The 16,614-nt window shown below is 56.0% G+C and carries 11 protein-coding genes; 6 read left to right on the top strand and 5 right to left on the bottom strand.

Annotated elements, in window-relative coordinates:
- Positions 1-298 precede the first annotated feature (298 nt).
- The 3 genes from PT275_RS07035 to PT275_RS07025 form a co-directional block, all read right to left on the bottom strand.
- A complete protein-coding gene (locus tag PT275_RS07035) occupies positions 299-1,294 on the bottom strand; it encodes an alpha/beta hydrolase (RefSeq protein ID WP_277153584.1) in 996 nt (331 codons plus the stop codon).
- Positions 1,295-1,375: 81 nt separating this feature from the next.
- Positions 1,376-1,699 carry a transcriptional regulator gene (locus tag PT275_RS07030; protein ID WP_277153583.1) on the bottom strand — a complete coding sequence of 108 codons (324 nt, stop codon included), beginning with the start codon at positions 1,697-1,699 and terminating at the stop codon, positions 1,376-1,378.
- Entirely contained in the window at positions 1,696-2,403 is a 708-nt protein-coding gene (locus PT275_RS07025) for a hypothetical protein (protein ID WP_277153582.1), read from the bottom strand. Before PT275_RS07025 ends, PT275_RS07030 begins: the two co-directional genes overlap by 4 nt.
- Positions 2,404-3,095: 692 nt before the next feature.
- Between PT275_RS07025 and PT275_RS07020 the strand changes: the two genes are divergently transcribed.
- From PT275_RS07020 to PT275_RS06995, 6 genes are all read left to right on the top strand, one after another.
- The gene (locus tag PT275_RS07020; protein ID WP_277153581.1) at positions 3,096-4,808 is read left to right on the top strand and encodes an FTR1 family protein; all 1,713 of its coding nucleotides are present in this window, start codon (positions 3,096-3,098) and stop codon (positions 4,806-4,808) included.
- A 241-nt stretch (positions 4,809-5,049) separates the two neighbouring features.
- A complete protein-coding gene (locus tag PT275_RS07015) occupies positions 5,050-5,691 on the top strand; it encodes an iron transporter (RefSeq protein WP_277153580.1) in 642 nt (213 codons plus the stop codon).
- 677 nt (positions 5,692-6,368) lie between these two features.
- On the top strand, positions 6,369-7,643 hold the full coding sequence (locus PT275_RS07010; RefSeq protein WP_277153579.1) for a Fe-S-containing protein: 1,275 nt from the start codon (positions 6,369-6,371) through the stop codon (positions 7,641-7,643).
- Between the two features lie 16 nt (positions 7,644-7,659).
- Positions 7,660-9,168, top strand: a complete 1,509-nt coding sequence (locus tag PT275_RS07005; RefSeq protein ID WP_277153577.1) for an FtsX-like permease family protein — start codon at positions 7,660-7,662, stop codon at positions 9,166-9,168.
- A gap of 7 nt (positions 9,169-9,175) precedes the next feature.
- Positions 9,176-10,573 carry an FtsX-like permease family protein gene (locus tag PT275_RS07000; RefSeq protein ID WP_277153576.1) on the top strand — a complete coding sequence of 466 codons (1,398 nt, stop codon included), beginning with the start codon at positions 9,176-9,178 and terminating at the stop codon, positions 10,571-10,573.
- A gap of 56 nt (positions 10,574-10,629) precedes the next feature.
- Positions 10,630-11,421 carry an ABC transporter ATP-binding protein gene (locus PT275_RS06995; RefSeq protein ID WP_277153574.1) on the top strand — a complete coding sequence of 264 codons (792 nt, stop codon included), beginning with the start codon at positions 10,630-10,632 and terminating at the stop codon, positions 11,419-11,421.
- A 113-nt stretch (positions 11,422-11,534) separates the two neighbouring features.
- Here PT275_RS06995 and PT275_RS06990 read toward each other — a convergent pair whose 3' ends face one another.
- Positions 11,535-13,976 (bottom strand): YhgE/Pip domain-containing protein, encoded by a 2,442-nt coding sequence (locus PT275_RS06990; RefSeq protein ID WP_277153573.1) that lies wholly within the window; start codon positions 13,974-13,976, stop codon positions 11,535-11,537.
- Positions 13,973-16,567, bottom strand: a complete 2,595-nt coding sequence (locus tag PT275_RS06985) for a YhgE/Pip domain-containing protein (RefSeq protein ID WP_277153572.1) — start codon at positions 16,565-16,567, stop codon at positions 13,973-13,975. Before PT275_RS06985 ends, PT275_RS06990 begins: the two co-directional genes overlap by 4 nt.
- Positions 16,568-16,614: the final 47 nt, after the last annotated feature.

Here is a 16,614-nt window from a genome sequence, read left to right as displayed (position 1 = left end):
ACGCCGCAAGGCGCCTCCCCCTCCCGCATGCCCGGAACCCCGGCCGGACCCCCACGGACCGCCCGGACCCCGGGGCCCCAGGACCCATGCCGAGCACCTTAAGGCACGATGACGGCGGCATGAAACAGCTTCAGCCACCACAACACAAACACCGGACCCGGATCAAGCCGGACACCCCGGACACCACACCACACACCGGAGCAACACCGCCGGACCCGGACCGGGGACGCACCCGGCCCCTAAGATCCTGAATTCCGTTCCCTCAGCACATGCCGATTTTCGCATGAATTCTGTAACTTCAACTTTGAGAGGCTAAGAAATTTTTGATGCCGTATTCGAAGCCATCTTGTAAGAATTGAGTCGCGTCTTCAGAAACCTTGGCATGGGGCACCAACGCGTCGAAGACGTGGAACGCGCCTGGGAAGACACGGAATCTTGTCTCCGCGCCGGCTGCGGCCAGACGATCCATGTAGGTGACTGTTTCATCGTGGAACGGCTCGATATCGCCGACATAGCTCAGCGTCGGCGGCAGTCCGCTTAGATCTTGAGCCCTGGCTGGAGCGGCATACGCCGGTATATTACCAGTGGTTCTGCGCTTTCTTAGATACATATTCCAGCACAGACGATTTGAAGCAGTATTCCAGACTGGGGCATCGTTGTCGCACGAGCTTACCGTGTCTCGATCGTCCAGCATCGGGCAGATCGGCACCTGAAACGCGATATTCACGTCTTTCCGGTCCCGTGCCAAAAGACTGACGGCGGCCGTTAGATTGCCGCCCGCGCTGGCTCCTGCGACGATTAGTTGGTCTGAACACACGCCCAACTGTTTGGCGTGGTCTTTCAGCCACAGCAGTGTCCAATAGCAATCTTCGAGGGCCGCAGGGTACGGTGCCTCGGTGGATTTGCGGTAATCAGGAGCGACGAGAACGGCATTGGTGGCGTCCACTATCTTTTCAAAATAAAAAGCCTCAAGTTCCGGGGATTCAAGGGCGAATCCTCCACCGTGAATCCATAGGATGCCGGGCACCGAACCAAAGAATAAATTTGCGTTGGTGGTTTTGTCGGAAGGATTAGGCTTTGGCCGGTAAATGCAGATACGGAGGCTGGTGCCGTCCGGCCTGCGTAAATGCCGCTGCTCATAACGCAAATGCGTGTAGTTGACACCGTTCAACAGCCGCGTTGCACGATTCGCCCAGCGAATTGATGAAGGCGTGAAGTATGGCAAAACGCGTCGGATTATCCTCCCGGTGCTTCGTAGTTCGGGATCGATCATCTCGTCGCTGATATGTGCCATTTCCGACTTCCTATTCAAGGAATGCCAAGTTATATTCGCTTGTCTATGAAACGAATATAACTTGGCATATCGATTGTGATTCTATTTCTTTTCAGGTGCCGATTCACCTGTGGCCGGTTTCAACAAAACCTGCAGATCGTGCAGATACGTTGCGAACGCGTCTCGGCCCGCTGAGGTCACGGAAACGTAAGTGGCTGGCTTCCTGCCTTCGAAGGTCTTGTCGATGGAAACGTAACCGGCTTCCTCCAGCTTGGTCAAGTGAACCGAAAGGTTGCCATTGGTCATATTCAGAAGCTGCTTGAGTTTCGAAAATGACAACGATTCGTCGTCATCCAAACTGGTCAGTGTGGTCATGATCCGCAGACGGGAAGGGGCATGGATGACGGGATTGAGTTGCTCACTCATACATCCTGCTCCTGATCTAAATCGGCGACGGCAGCGGCTGCTCGATGATGAGCGAATATCAGCGCCACAAGGAAAGCTACCAGTAGTCCGCCGCCGCCAAGCAAGGCCATAATCCAATATCCTACAGGGATTCCTGCCAGAATGGTGCTCCAGCTCAGTGCCATCATCCACACGCCGGTGATTGATAGTGTACGGTCGTTGTACATGGCACCTTGCAACCAGTAGATGAGTCCGAGTATCAGTGGCACCACGAAGTTGTAGAGTACCGACATCTCAGTGTTTCCGGGACCGTATTTGTCCGCGAATATAGCAAGACCGCACATGCTGAAGATAAATGCAAGAGGATATGACCAACCGGCCAATTTCCCCATTTGTTTGAAATAATGGAACATCGGATCTTCGGAGCGAATACCTGATGCGTTTCGCACATTCAGAAGCCAGGAAGCCACGAAAGCCAATACCAACACGATGGCGAAAATTGGAAACGACCAGACGCTGATAGTAATGTCGTTGCCATTTAAAGGAGTGGTTCCCAAGGCAAGGGCTGAATAGCCGATGAGCCAAGCGGCTCCCCAAATGCCAAAATGGATATAAGATCCTTGATTCCTGGCCAGATTCGTTCGTTTTCGTTGTGTTTTCACAATATTCAGCGCGTCGGCTGGATTCGAGATTTGCTCACCGTCTGAAGGTCTGTTTTCTAGCATTGCTGGTGCCTTTCAAGAAACTGGATTATCGATCAACTGTTGCAACCATAAAGTAGTTTACGATACAAACCTAATTTGTCAAATTCGATTTCTGTTTATTTGGAATTTTCGGCCAACAGGTATTGTTGCAAGAATTAGATGAAATGTCACAAAAGTTTGAAATTTCAACGTTCCTACCATAAAAAAATTTGAAAAACAAGTCTTTTTTTCTGATAATTTTTCCTTTACGCTTTTCAAAGACCGCGGCACAACACTGTCGTGGAAAAGAGTGAAGCGGAGTGCCGATGCCAATGCGAGCGAAAACGAGGCTGGCCAAATGCGTGGCGCTGTTGCCACTGCTGGCGGTGTTGGCAATGATTGCATCACTGTTGGTCCCGCAGGCACCTGCAATTGCTGCGGGTCGAGAGTCTTCTCGTGCGGTAGACGCGAGCAGTTTGGTTCCTTCTCTTGGGCAAGCCGAGGCCAATGGGCAATCATCAAGCTCTCGAAATCCAGAAGTTAATTTATCCTTCAGTGCTAAGTATCAAGCAGGGAAGCAATCACCGACTCAAAATTCGGTGAAAGCAGACAAGCAGTTAGGCAACGTTTCAATCCTAACGGATTCTGTTTCGCAAGTCGCGCCTGTTTCGGATGTAGTCATAGCTGCCGATCGTACGACGGCGGCTGAAAATCAATCGCAACTTGGCGCTTCGATGACAGAGACCGGTGGGCTGCAAACCGATAGATTGGGTGGAGATCAAGGCTATTCGGTGCGGCCTGCGGCGGACAGCGTTACCGCGGAAGACGACACTTGGAGCGGGGTGGCCAAGGACCTTGGCAAGGGGCTCGCACAGGTCAATGGCACATACGTTTCGGGAGACAGGCCCACGGCCGCCTCACAGATGAGCGCGGTGTCGACCAGATACACGGCTTCCGATTTCAGCCGGGCCGTGCAGGAGACTTTGGGTGTCGATCGCCAACAGAACGAGATGAGCCAGTTCCAATCGGTGCAGCAACTGACGTATACCGATGGGCACGATGCCGATTTGGCCGCACAGATCGCCGCGCTTTCCAATGAACTCAACACTGCCGCCACGCAGCTCGATGCCAGCCCGAACCTCGCCAAGCCGAAGGCCTACGCAGCCCAGATCGAGCAGACGATCAAGGAACAGCGCAAGGTGCTGCAGAAGAACAAGAAGACCAAGTTCGTCGGCTTGGGGAACCGGACTTGGCTTCAGGTGGCCGGCCAGATGGGCAAGGTCATCGATCAAGGTGTCGCCGCGGCGAAAGCGGGGGACGGCGAAAAGGGTGCCGACAAGGTGAACGTTGCCTATTACCAGTACTACGAAAAGCTTGGATTCGAAAAGAACGTGATGAACGCGATTTCCGGTTCGCGCGTCTCCTTTATGGAAAGCAGCTTCAAGGAGCTGCGCAAGGCCATGGTGCGCGGGGATGCGCCCGCCGGCATCAAGAAGCAGGCTGATGAGCTCAAAGCCAATCTCAACATCGATGCAAAGAAGCTTGATGGCGGGGCTGTGGACCAGGTCAACGGTGTCACGAAATTCGCAACCAGCTCCATTGGCCAATCGTTCCTGATCCTGGTGCGTGAGGGTCTTGAGGCACTGCTGGTGGTTGCGGCCATCATCGCGTACATGATCAAAAGCGACAACAAGAAACTCGTAAAGTGGATTTACCTCGGCGTGGTCGTCGGCCTGATCGGCTCCGGGCTGATGGCGGTGCTTTTCGCGGTGTTCTTCGACGGCAACGGGCCGCAACAGGAGAACATGGAAGGCGTGGTCGCGCTTATCGCGATGTGCATGCTCATCTATACCAGTAATTGGATGCTATCGAAATCCGATGCTGATGCGTGGCAAAGCTATATCGGAGACAAAGCGAAAAAGGCCGTTTCCGATGTGACCTCCGCCGATTCACTGACGTTCGCAGGCGTGGTGTCACTGGCGATGCTGAGCTTCCTGGCCGTGTTCCGCGAAGGTGCCGAAACCGTGATGTTTTATCAGAGCGTCTATTCGATGACGAAGGATTCGAAGGGCATGTGGATCGGTGGCTTGGCGGCCGCGGCGGTACTGGTCGTCGTCTTTGTGTTGATCCGCTTCACTTCCGTCCATATCCCGTTGCATCCGTTCTTCCTCATCACTTCGGTGCTGTTGGCGATTCTCGCCGTTACGTTTGCCGGTGGTGGTGTGCACTCGCTGATTGAGGGTGACGCCATCAACGGAACGTATCTGGCGAGTATGCCGACCAACGAATGGCTCGGGCTTTACCCGTATACGCAAACCATCGTCGCGCAGATTATCGCAGCCGTGGTGATCATCGCATTGTTCGTCATCTTCGGTATTCGCAAACATCGCGAAAAAGAGATGAAGGCTTTGGAAGCTGCAAGTTCCGAGGAAGCGGTGACGCGATGAAGACCAAGATGATTGTTGTTCAGGTGTGCGCTGTTCCGTGCTTGATTGCTGTTGCACATAAGCGTCATGGGAATGCCATGGCTGTGACCGGAGCCGCTGACTTGATTGAAACGCCCGCTTAGAAGTTTCTTGTCTCGGTTCTCGGGGAGCAAGCGTTTTGCGGGATACGCACCGGCTGAAATCCGATAGGCAGACAAATTAAACGTAGTAATAAATGTTTCAAAATAAACAGGAGAAAACAATGAAGAAAAGCAAATTGACTGGCCTGTTGGCCGCTGTGGTCGCGGGTGCGCTCGCGTTCTCGCTTGCCGCATGCGGATCGAACAGCTCGAGTTCCGCTTCCGGCGACAAGGGCAAGTCCAGCTCGTCGTCCTCGCAGAACGCGCAGAAGAAGGCCAACAGCAACGGGGCAAAGTTCGAGGAAATCCCGATCGGGCACGACCAGCAGATTTTCCCGCTCAACATTGCGACCGTCTACTTCCAGCCGGTTGATATGTATCCGCAAGGGATGGGGCTTTCCGCGGCCGAATCGAATCTTCACCTCGAGGCTGATATCCACGCGCTCAAGGACAACAACCTCGGCTACGGCACCGGCGACTTCATTCCGAAGCTCACCGTCAAGTACCAGATTCAGGACAAGAACGACCCGAACAACAAGCAGGATGGCACGTTCATGGAGATGAATGCCGACGACGGCCCACACTATGGCGCCAACATCAAGCTCGACAAGGCCGGGCAGTACAAGCTCACCTACACGATCTACAGCCCTGAAACCAACGGTTGGACGCTGCACGTCGACCCGGACACCGGCGTCAAAGGCCGCTTCTGGACGAAGCCGATCGTGGCCACGTTCGATTGGAACTACGTCGTGCATCAGTGGTGAAAGCGTTAAGCGCATAGCCCTGTGGGCTGTGCGTAGCTTTCAGGAGCGCGATGCTCGAGCGCGACCGAAAACAGAAATGTCGTCCCGCTAGGGACGTCATTAATGGCGGATGATTTCCCGAATAAATTGAGAAATAACTGACGTGGCGGAGGAGGGGAACATACTTGCTTCGGAACCCTCAAGGCCGGTAGGCCAAGCTTTACTCCTCAGCAAGCATGTCCCCCTCCTCCGCCACTCAACGGATATAACTCACTTCAGGAATGTTCACCATGATGCAAAGCGACTGGAGCGGATAAAAATAGTTTTTGCTTGGTTGCGGATGTTTTTTAACTTACGTAACGCTTAGTTTGAGAAGATTTAGTAGTTTACGTTTATTCCGTATCGCCATCTCATTTGGCTATTCGGTAATGCTAATGATTCGTTTGTTGAGCAGTTGTCTGGGAATATGCTTGCTGAGACGTAAAGCTTGGCCTAAGCAAAATCGAGGGATTTTGCCTTCGCGCTCGAGAATCGCGCTCACTGAGCCTACGAAAAGTCCACTGGACTTTTCGCTTAACGGCTCAGCCGGTAAGGGTGTCGAAGCAAGCATATTCCCAGACAACTGCGCCAGTCGGTTTCTTGATGGTGAGAAGCAAACTGCCAAATTGTGATGATTGGCAAGGATAAGGATTCGAGAAATGCTCGAGGAATTTGTGGGGGCGCTGCCGGGGATGGTGGCGCCGGCGCTGCTGGTGATGACGCTGAGCGTGCTGCTTGGCGTCGGCGAAGGGCGCGATAGACCGGTCAGCCGGCAGTGGCGGCTCTATGGGCTGCTTGTCGGCGTTGGGGCGGCACTGGTCTTTACGGTGCTGCGCGTGCTGGTCATCGTCGATCGGCGCTCTGGAGTCAATCTGCCGGTGCTTATTGGCTGCGTGGTGTGCGATGTGCTGATGCTCGTGATTATGGCCTGTTCGAAAGGGCTCGTGCGCGACTGGCACCAGCATCCGATTCGGCTGCATATCGCCAATGCGATTTCGGCCGTCGGTATTGCTCTGACCACGTTCTTCGCTTCACAGGACGTGTTCATGCAGCTGACCAGCTTTGTGGAAACCGGCGAATCCGTCTTCACCTCCAAAATGCTGTTGCGCGCGCTCGGTTTTGCGCTGGGCATTGCCACGGCCGTCGTGGTGGCGGCCATTTTCCGTACCATGCGCACCACGGCGGTGCGTGGCAGTTTCCTCGCGGCGTCGATGCTGATGCTGTTCATTTTGCTGGTTCGGCATTTGACGCAGCTTTGCTCGCTGTTGATGTCGATGATGATTGTCGAATTCGACGGGACGGCATTCAGCGCGCTGATTGTTGCGGCGAACAATGACATGAAACTGGTCATTGCCTCGGTGCTGGTCTTTATTATTCCCGTTATCGCTTCCATCGCCGCCGGGTTCCGTACGCCGCTGTCCGGTGCCAACGACGCTGTGGTCCGTGATCACAAAGCGTTCCGACGTCGTGCGAAGGCGGCCGGCGCATGGAGCCTGATTGCCATGATTGTGGTTACGTTTGCGCTGACCGCAGGAGTCGCCAAAGTCCACGAGCAGCCCACGCTTTCGCCGCCGGAAGGGTATTCGCAGCACAACGGCATCGCGACCATCGCCTTCAGCAAGGTGGATGACGGTCACCTGCACCGCTTCCAATACAAAGCCAAGGACGGTACGGTGATGCGCTTCATCATCATCAAGAAGAATGGCGGTTCTTACGGTGTTGGACTCGACGCATGTATGACATGTGGCGATGCCGGCTATTACGAAAAGGACGGCAAGATCATCTGCAAGCGCTGCGGTGTGGAGATGAACGTGGCGACTATCGGCTTCAAAGGTGGATGCAACCCGATACCGTTCCCGTTCGAGGCGTCGCATGGCAAGATCACTATCCACACTTCTGACCTCGACGCGCTGTCGTCACATTTCAAGGAATAAGGAATAGAGGCTAGCAATGTTCCTGTTACGAATGGTGTTCCGCTCGTTTTCGCGGCAGCTCAAGCGGCGATTGCTGATTGCGGTGACTGTGTGCCTGTCCGCCACGATCTGTGTGGCGATGCTCGGCGTCGTCTTCGATGTAGGCGACAAGCTCAATACCGAACTGTCTACTTATGGTTCGAATATCGTGGTCAAACCCAAGGCTGACGCGGTGGTATCGGACTTGTACAATACTGCCGACGCGGGCAATGGTGCGCAAGCCGCGGACCCGACCTCGTTCCTCAAAGAATCGGACGTGCCCAGCATCAAGACGACGTTCTGGGCGTTCAATATCACCGATTTCGCGCCGGAACTCAACGTGAACGCGACGATTGACGGGCGCAGTGTGCCGGTGACGGGGACGTGGTTCAACAAGAAAATCCCGTTGGCCACCGGCGAGAGCGTGGTTGCCGGGGTTAAGGGCATGCGTTCGTGGTGGAAGGTCGACGGGGCCTGGGCCAAGGACGGAGCCGGGGCCGCGGGAACCGGTAAGGTTGTTGCGGCGGATGGCAATAAAACCGTTAACGCGAATAGTCAAGATAACAACGGGCAATCCGGAAGCACCATGAATATGAACATGGGTGTTAACGACGGAAAGCAAGCGGCCAATACCGATTCCGGCAATGCTCAGAATGGCGAGAATAAAGTAAATTCCGAGAGTGCTGATGGCATCGCGCAGGGCATGATGGGCAAGGATCTGGCGAACGCTACGCATACCAAGATCGGACAGACCGTCACGGTTTCCAAGGTCGCCTCTGACGGGCAACATCGTAGCCAGCGCGTGCGGATTGTCGGGATTTTCGATTCTGGTGACAACGATGCCAATGGCATCTACATTCCTTCGTGGTCGGCGCAGCGGCTCGCCGACCTGCCGGATTCTGTCGACAAGATCGAGGTCAAGGCGCTGACGACCCCCGAAAACGATTTGGCGCGCAAGGCCGAGAAGGATCCGGCGGCGCTGAGCCAGGAGGAGTGGGAGACCTGGTATTGCACGGCCTATCCGTCTTCGATAGCGTACCAGATCGAGGAAGTCATGCCGGGGGCCGTGGCCAAGCAGGTGCGGCAGGTGGCGGCGCTACAAGGCGATGTACTGCACAAAACGCAGGCTGTGATGATACTGATGACCGCGCTGAGTCTGATTGCGGCGGCCATCGCCGTGGCCAACCTGATGGCGTCCTCGATTGGTGAGCGTGGCTCGGAACTGGCGCTGCTCAAGGCCATAGGGGCTACGGATGGTGCGGTTTCGAGGTTGATGCTCACCGAGACGGCGGTCATCTCGCTTATCGGCGGATTGGTCGGTGCCGGGCTTGGCTCATTGCTCGCGCAAGTCATTGGGCATGTCGTGTTTGGATCGGGAGTAGTGATGCGGCCGATGGTGTTTGTATTGGTGTTTGTCTTGCTGGCCTTGACCATTCTGATCGCCTCGTTCTCCTCGATTCGTTCGATTCTGCACCTGCGTCCGGCGGAGGTGCTGCATGGAAGGTAAACATTCAATGACTAATCGACAGATGTTTTTCCGCATGCTGTTCAGTGCGGTATTTCGGCGGCGCTCGCGGGCGATGATGGCCGTGGTTGCGTCCTTGGTGGGCGCGGCGACGCTGTTTTGCCTTGCCGCCATCTGCGTGGCGGTGCCGCAGCAGATGAACGAGGAGATGCGGGCTTATGGTGCCAATCTCATCATTACGCCGACTCAGCGGACTGTGGCTGGGAAAGCGATTGAAGGTTCCAGTGATTCTGGTGCCTCGTATGGCGCGAACTCGACCAATCAAATGAATGGAACGGCAAGTGGAAACGTTGCGGATTCCGGGTTCGACCAGAAAACCGTCACGGCACTGAACGCGACGGTCAAAAATGCTGGTTCCGAACGTTCGGCCACGTATCGGTACGAAAACACGCGTATCAACTCGTTGCCGTTTGTGGTAGCGGGCATCGATCCGCATGATGTGAAGGCGCTCAATCATCACTGGAACGTTGAGGGCAAGTGGCCGTCGGACGGCGGGGTGATGCTCGGACGCGACGCAGCCACCAAACTTGATGCAAAAATTGGCTCAACCATCACCATCAAATACAGTCCCGGCAAAAGCATGGCTGCAACTACTGGCGGAACCGGAGAAACGGATCAATCCTCTGGGGCCTCAAGTGGTACTTCTTCGGGACATGACATGGCCAACATGAAGGGCATGAAAATGTCCGCCACGTCTTCCGGTTCGGTTGAACTCGTGGAATGGAAACCGACGGCTCCCAACGCGGGCGGAATGGAATTCCGGGTGGATGGCATCGTCGACACCGGCGGCAGCGAGGACGATATGGTCTATGCCAACAACCTGGATGTCGACAAGCTCACCGGTTTCGAACGCGGGGCGGACGTGGTCGAATTCTCCGTCGACGCGACCGATGCGGGGCTGAACAGCCTCGTAACCAGTGTCAACAAGAAAGCCTCACTCAACGCGAAGGCGCAGAAGGTCACGAAAATCACCTCGTCCAATGTCCGTATCATTACGATGTTGCAAACGCTTTTCTGGATCGTCACCGTGGTTGTGCTCGTGCTGACGCTTGTCGGCGTCGGAACCACGATTTCGTCCATCGTCTCGCAGCGACGCAGCGAAATCGGTTTGCGCAAAGCGCTTGGAGCCTCCTCGCGTGACATTGCGGTGGAATTTACCGTGGAAGCCGCACTCTACGGCTTGATTGGCGGGTTGCTGGGTACGGCCATTGGCTACTTGCTGGCTCGCGTGCTGAGTGCTTCCGTCTTCGGGCAGCGGCTTTCGCTCAATTGGCCGTTGGCGCTCGCTTCCGTATTGGTGAGCATGTTGGTCGCTGTGCTTGCGTCGCTTTCGCCGGTGCGCAATGCGGTGCGGATTGACCCGGCCGTGGTGCTGCAGGAGGAGTGATGAAAGTCCTTCGCCAATAAACGTAAAAGTGCAAGAAATTATTGAAAGGAGTGGCTATGCTGCTCGAACTTGATCATATTTCGAAGATCTACGGCGACCTTCACGCGGTGGACGACCTCAGCCTGACGGTGCCGGCGGGGCAATGGCTTGCGGTCGTCGGCTCGTCCGGTTCCGGCAAGACCACGCTGATGAACATCATCGGATGCATGGACTCGCCCTCGAAGGGTTCGGTAACGCTTGAGGGGCGTGAGCTCAGCGACCTGAACGCCACCCAGCTGGCCGATGTGCGCAAGAACGTCATCGGCCTGGTCTTTCAGAAGTTCTATCTCGTGCCGCATCTGACCGCTGTCGAGAATGTGATGGTCGCGCAGTATTACCATTCGGTGGTCGACGAAAAGGAAGCGCTTGAGGCGCTTGACCACGTGGGTTTGAAAGACCGTGCGAAGCACCTGCCGAGTGAGCTTTCCGGCGGTGAGCAGCAGCGTGTGTGCATTGCCCGCGCGCTCATCAATCACCCCAAGCTGATTCTGGCCGACGAACCGACTGGCAATTTGGATGAGAAGAACGAGAAGATCGTGCTTGATCTCTTCCGCGAGCTGCATGAGCAGGGTACGACCATCGTCGTGGTGACGCATGACGCGCTGGTCGCCTCGTGCGCGCAGCGCGAGATCATGCTGAACCACGGCGTGCTGGTCGGTGAGCAGTGGAACGACGAAAAAGCGCGTGAGTCTTACGAGGCGGCTGGCGGCAAGCCGGCCTCCACCGGCGCACAAGTCGAAGGCGCCCAGCAGGGCGATGCCCCGATTTCGTTCGCCAACCCGACCAAAGCCGCCAAGGTCAGGGGATGACGGAGGAATTTGGATTGGTTCGATTTTGCCCGTTGGAATCTTGTTAGCGGTTTTGCCGAAGCCTTAAATACAAATACCCAGGTTGGCGGTCCGTTCGGCTTGGACTGGCTAGCTTAGATCAGCTTGGTACGTTCCATTTGGCCGGAGAACCAGGTGTTGAATTTCGAGGGTTTCGGCATGATCAGGCCGATGACGAGCATCACGGCGGCGTAGATCAGGACGATGCCCATCTGGATCCAGAAATCGTTCTGGTAGATGCCGGCGATGGCGGCGCGGGCGGCTTGGATCGAATGGGTGGCCGGCAGGAACGGGTTGATGACCTGGACGAATTTCGGAAGCACCTGCAGCGGATAAGTGCCGGAAGAGCCGGAAATCTGCATAACAAGAACGATGACCGTCAGCGCCTTGCCGATGGTTCCGAAGCAGGCCACAAGCGTGTAGATGACAAACACATAGACCAACCCCGAAACCCAGCCCGCAAGCATAAAGAGCATCGGGTGGACGGCGTGGACGCGCAGGAAAAGCAGTGTGCCGGCACAAGAGAATGTACTTTGCAACAATGAGATGAAGGCGAAGATGCCAAAACGGCCAAGAAAGAGCTGATAAGGTTTGGGCTCGTTGAATCTGTGGCCGCCGTCATCGATGGAGATGGGTTCATCGTCCGTCGCCATTGATTCCATGCGAGTATGAGCATTGGTGTTGGCATTGACAGTATCTATGCGTTGCGTAATCTCGCTATTGGCAGCAACTGGAGTATTGAGAACGGGTGTGTCTGTGCTGTGCGGAGTAAGCCCTCTCGCTGCCGAGACGGAATTAGTTATTTCGGACGTGTTCGCAGGTTGGTGATTCCGTTGGCGCTGGCGTTTACGGCGACGCAGCCATCCCCATCCAGAACCGGCTTCTCCCAGCTCGCGTTGTGTTTCACGTGAAACGCTGGTTTTGAGAGTCAGAGCGATCAGCAGCGAGCCGACCCAAAGCGGAATGAAGGTGTAGAACGGGGTCAGTGAGGTGCCGAAATTCTCAACGGGGAATACGGCGTTGCGTTTGAGCGCGACAGGGGCGGCGAGGGTGACGGCGAGTTTGTCGGGGTCGCCGGAAAGCAGTTTCCTGACTTTGGACATGTCACCGCTGTCAAGCGCGTCGGTCAGTTGCTGACTGAAGGTGGCCAATCTGCCGCTGGCTTTCGAAAGCGTGGCGGAGGTATCGCTGAGGGTCGTCCGTGCCTGCTTGAGTTTGTTGCTGGCTTGGTCGGCGGTGTTATTGAGCGTGCTCACGCTGTTGTTGAGGTCGGTGGCTCCTGCGCTGAGTGTTGCGGAAACCGAGGAAAGTGACGTGGTGGTGTCGGCTATCTGCGGCTTCAGTGTCGTGGAAAGATTGGCGTTGAGCCCGTCGATTGCCGTTTTCGATTGGTTGGCAAGGCTTACGATTTGCTCGCGTTGCTGCGCCGCGTTTCCGGTTTTCGTGTCGAGGTCGTTGGCCGAGCCGCTCAGTGCGGTTTGCAGTGCCTTTTGGCGCGTGATGATACCGTCAAGCGAGGCAAGTGCCTCGGTTGGGGGTAGGGGCAACCCGGCCAACGTATCTCGGATTTTCTGGTATTGTGCCGCCTGATCGCCGATAAGTCCCGCCTGTTTACGCAGCATCGCCGAAACGTCGGCTGAAGATTTTCCGGCGCTGTCGAAGGCGTTGCCGATGTCGGCGCCAATGGCCGCATTGCCAGTGCTGCTGGCATTCAGCGCCTGTGAAAGCGTCGAGGTTGCGATATCGAGTGCTCCGGAGACGTCTTTGACGCTGCCGCCCGCCTTGTCGAGCTGTTTAATCGATTTGCCGGTATCGTTCGAGGCGTTGTTGAGCAGTGCCGTGGAACTGGAAAGCAAGGTCTGTGACACGTCGATAAGGCTGGCATAAGCCTCGACGTTGGTCGCGGAATCGTTGAGCTGACTGGCGAGGTCATTGACGTTGCCGTTGAACGTGGTCAGGCGATCGCGTGCGTCGGAGGAATCGAGCTGCCTGGAAAGTCCGCTTGCCACGCTCAGCGCGGTGCTGGTGATGGTGCGCGCGAACGTCTCGTTGACCTCTTTGGAGATCTGGTCGGCGCCCTGTCCGGTGACCTTTGGCGCGACGGCGTTCTTCTTTTCATTGGTGTAATACTCAAGCGTGGCGTGCTTGGAATCGGAGGAAAAGAAGGTCATCATGTTGCGGCTGAAATCCTTAGGAATGATGACTGCCGCGTAGTAGGTTCCCGCCTTTGTGCCTTCGATTGCTTTGTCTTTGGTGGTGAAAGTCCAGTCGAGCTGGCTGTTGGCACGCAGCTGACCGATGACCTGGTCGCCCAGTTTCGTTTTTATCGGCATGAGATCGCTGGAATAGCCCTCGTCAACGCTTGCCACAGCGAATTTGAGGTTCTTGGTGTTGCCGAACGGGTCCCAGCTCGCGGTGACATTGAACCACGTGAACAGCGCAGGGATGACGACCAGCCCCATGAGGATGATGATCGAAATGATGTTGCTGGTGATGCGCCGGACGTCACCGGTGAAAAGCCTCCAGATCGTTCTCATTGCCGGTCACCTCCCTCTGCATTATTCAAAAGTGTTTTGGTTTCAGGCTTCCTGTGTGGCCGTTGACGTTCGTATAGCAACGCGCGTACGGCATCGTCGTCAAGATTGCCGAGACGCACCTGTCGGGCGAGGCTGTCGCGAATGGATTCGACGCCGACCAGGAAGACAATCATGACAAGGAACCAGATGACCCACGCCGCCAACGCGATGACCTTGGTGCCGGTGGTCAGTGAGAAGGTGATGGCCATGGCCGCCGGAACGGCGATGCCGAAAGCCAGCGCACCGCGCATGAGCTTCGGGTAAAGCAAAGCGAATTTCCTCGCACGTCCCTCGATACCGGAACGGTATTCCTCTTTGTTTGCAAGCATGCTCAAAGCCTGCGAAATCGGATATTCGCGCACCTTGTGCAGTGCGGGCTCGCTGGTGATGATGTCGCTTGCTTTGAGTTGGCGGTCGACAAGACGCTGCAGGTTGCCCATGTGCGGCTTGACCGCAAGCCCCAGAATGAAGAACAGAACCGCGAAAATCATGAGCTTGCCCATGTTGACGAACCAATCCGCGTGGTAGAAGCCTGCAATGGTCTCGCGTAGCGCGTTGATCGAGTAGGTGAACGGGAAGTAGGGGTACATGTCACGGAAGAACTTCGGCATCATTTCGATGGGGTACATGCCCGAAGAGCCCGGAATCTGGATGATGACCAGCGCCACGCACAACGCCTTGCCGACATGCATGAACGAGGTCGACAGCGCGTAGGTGATGCTGACGTAGACCATCGAGGCCAGCATTGCGGTAATGATGAAAACAGGCACATTGTGACATTGCACGCCGATGACCAGCTCGCCGAGCACAGTGACGATGGCCTGAAGCGAGGCGATCAGCGCGAAGAGAATCCACCGGCCCCAATAGCGCTGGCCCGGTGTCGGTTCGTTTTCCAACCCCTCGTCATCCACTTCCAATTTCATCAGCACGACCAGCATGAACGCGCCGACCCACAACGTCAGGTTCGTGAACAGCGGTGCCATGCCGGAGCCGTAGGTGCTCACCGGATAGACCACTTTCGTGTCGAGGACGGTGGGTGAGAGCATGAAATCCGCGATTTTGGCGGCGTCGAGCTTGCCGTCGCCGCCAATGGATTTCGCAAGGATTTCCGAGCTGCCAAGCGCGGAGGAACTGGAAAGGGCGGCGATGTCGGTGGTGAGCGTTGAAAGGTGGGTTTGCAGGCTTGCCAGACCTTTGTCGGTGCCGACGAGGGTTTTGGCGGCAGTGGTTGCGGCCTGATCAAGCTGGTTCAGCACAAGTGTGGATTGTGCAATCAGCGAGCCTTGCGAGGCGAGGTTGGCCGAGGACGTCGCGGCGAGAGACGAAAAGCCGTTCAAGCCGTTGTTAAGCTGCGGCAGGGCACCGGCAGTGATGGTTTTCCGGGCGCTCGCGGCATTGCCGAGCGCTGATTGTGTGGAAGTGTTGATGCCGTTGGCCGCTGAAACGGTGCTGGTCGTCGTCGCGCCGAGATTGGTATTGAGGTCGGCAATGGTTTTGATGGAATCGGCGAGGCTTGCGTTCTGTGCCTTCAGTTTGGCGATGGCATCTGCGCTGCCGGGCACGCCGGCTGCTTCCAATTGATTGATGAGGCTGCCGGTGTCCGTGTTGATCTGCTGGGCTGTGGAAAGCGCCGAACCCTCGTCGCCGTTGGCTTTGGTCAGTCCTGCCGCGATGGAATTGATGGCGACGTTGGACTGTGAACTCGCCTGTGAAAGCAGGTTCGAGCTTTGGTCGAGTGTGCCGCCGGCGTTGTTGGTGAAGTCGTTGAGAGTGTTTTGTGCGTTCGTAATTGCCGTTGAAGCGTCGTTCAATTGTTTGGATGCCTGTGTGCCGGCCTTTTGCGTTTTGTTGAGCGTGTCGCGGGTGGCTTTGGTCTTGCTGGGAACACCGTTCAACGTGGTGGTGAGATCGGCGATATTGCCGCGGATATCGGTGACGGAGCGTTGTACCTTGTCGAGATCGGCAAGAGTGTTGGCCGTGGTGGTGTCGGCTTTGGCGCTGATGTCGGCATCGGTCTTATTGACGATGCCGGAAACGACCTTGCTCACCGTGGAAACGAAGGTCTCGTTGACCTGGCTGTCGACGGTCGAAGCGCCGGTGTCGGTCATGCGGCTGGCCAGAGCGTTCGCTTTTTCGTTGACGTAATATTCAAGCGTCGGGCGTGCACTGCGTCCTTCGATGACGCCGGCCACCCGATCGCTGAAATCCTTGGGGATGATGATGGCGGCGTAGCTTTTTCCGGATTCGACGCGCTGCATGGCCTCAGGCTTGTCGGCGAATTTCCAGCCCAACTTGTCGTTGTCCTTGAGCTGTTTGATGATCTGATCGCCCATGTCCATTTTGCCGATGGCCTGAGAATCGGTGCCACGGTCGTTGTTGACCACAACTACTTCGATGCCGCTGGTGTTGCCATAAGGGTTCCAGAAACCGGCGATATTGAACCACGCGTAAAGCGGTGGAATGAAAATGATCCCGAATAGGACGACCCACGCTGCCGGTACGCGCAACAGGCGCACGATATCGCGCCGCACGATGGCCATTACGTTGCTCATAGTGGACTCCTTTAAGGGTTGTTGTGTCGGATGGAATCAAAAACGTC

Origin of the sequence: Bifidobacterium sp. ESL0745, from assembly GCF_029433335.1 — a bacterium.
In the GTDB taxonomy this organism is placed as follows: Bacteria; Actinomycetota; Actinomycetes; order Actinomycetales; family Bifidobacteriaceae; genus Bifidobacterium.
The sequence above is the reverse complement of the archived record's forward strand: the minus strand, read 5'-3'. Positions and strand labels throughout refer to the sequence as shown.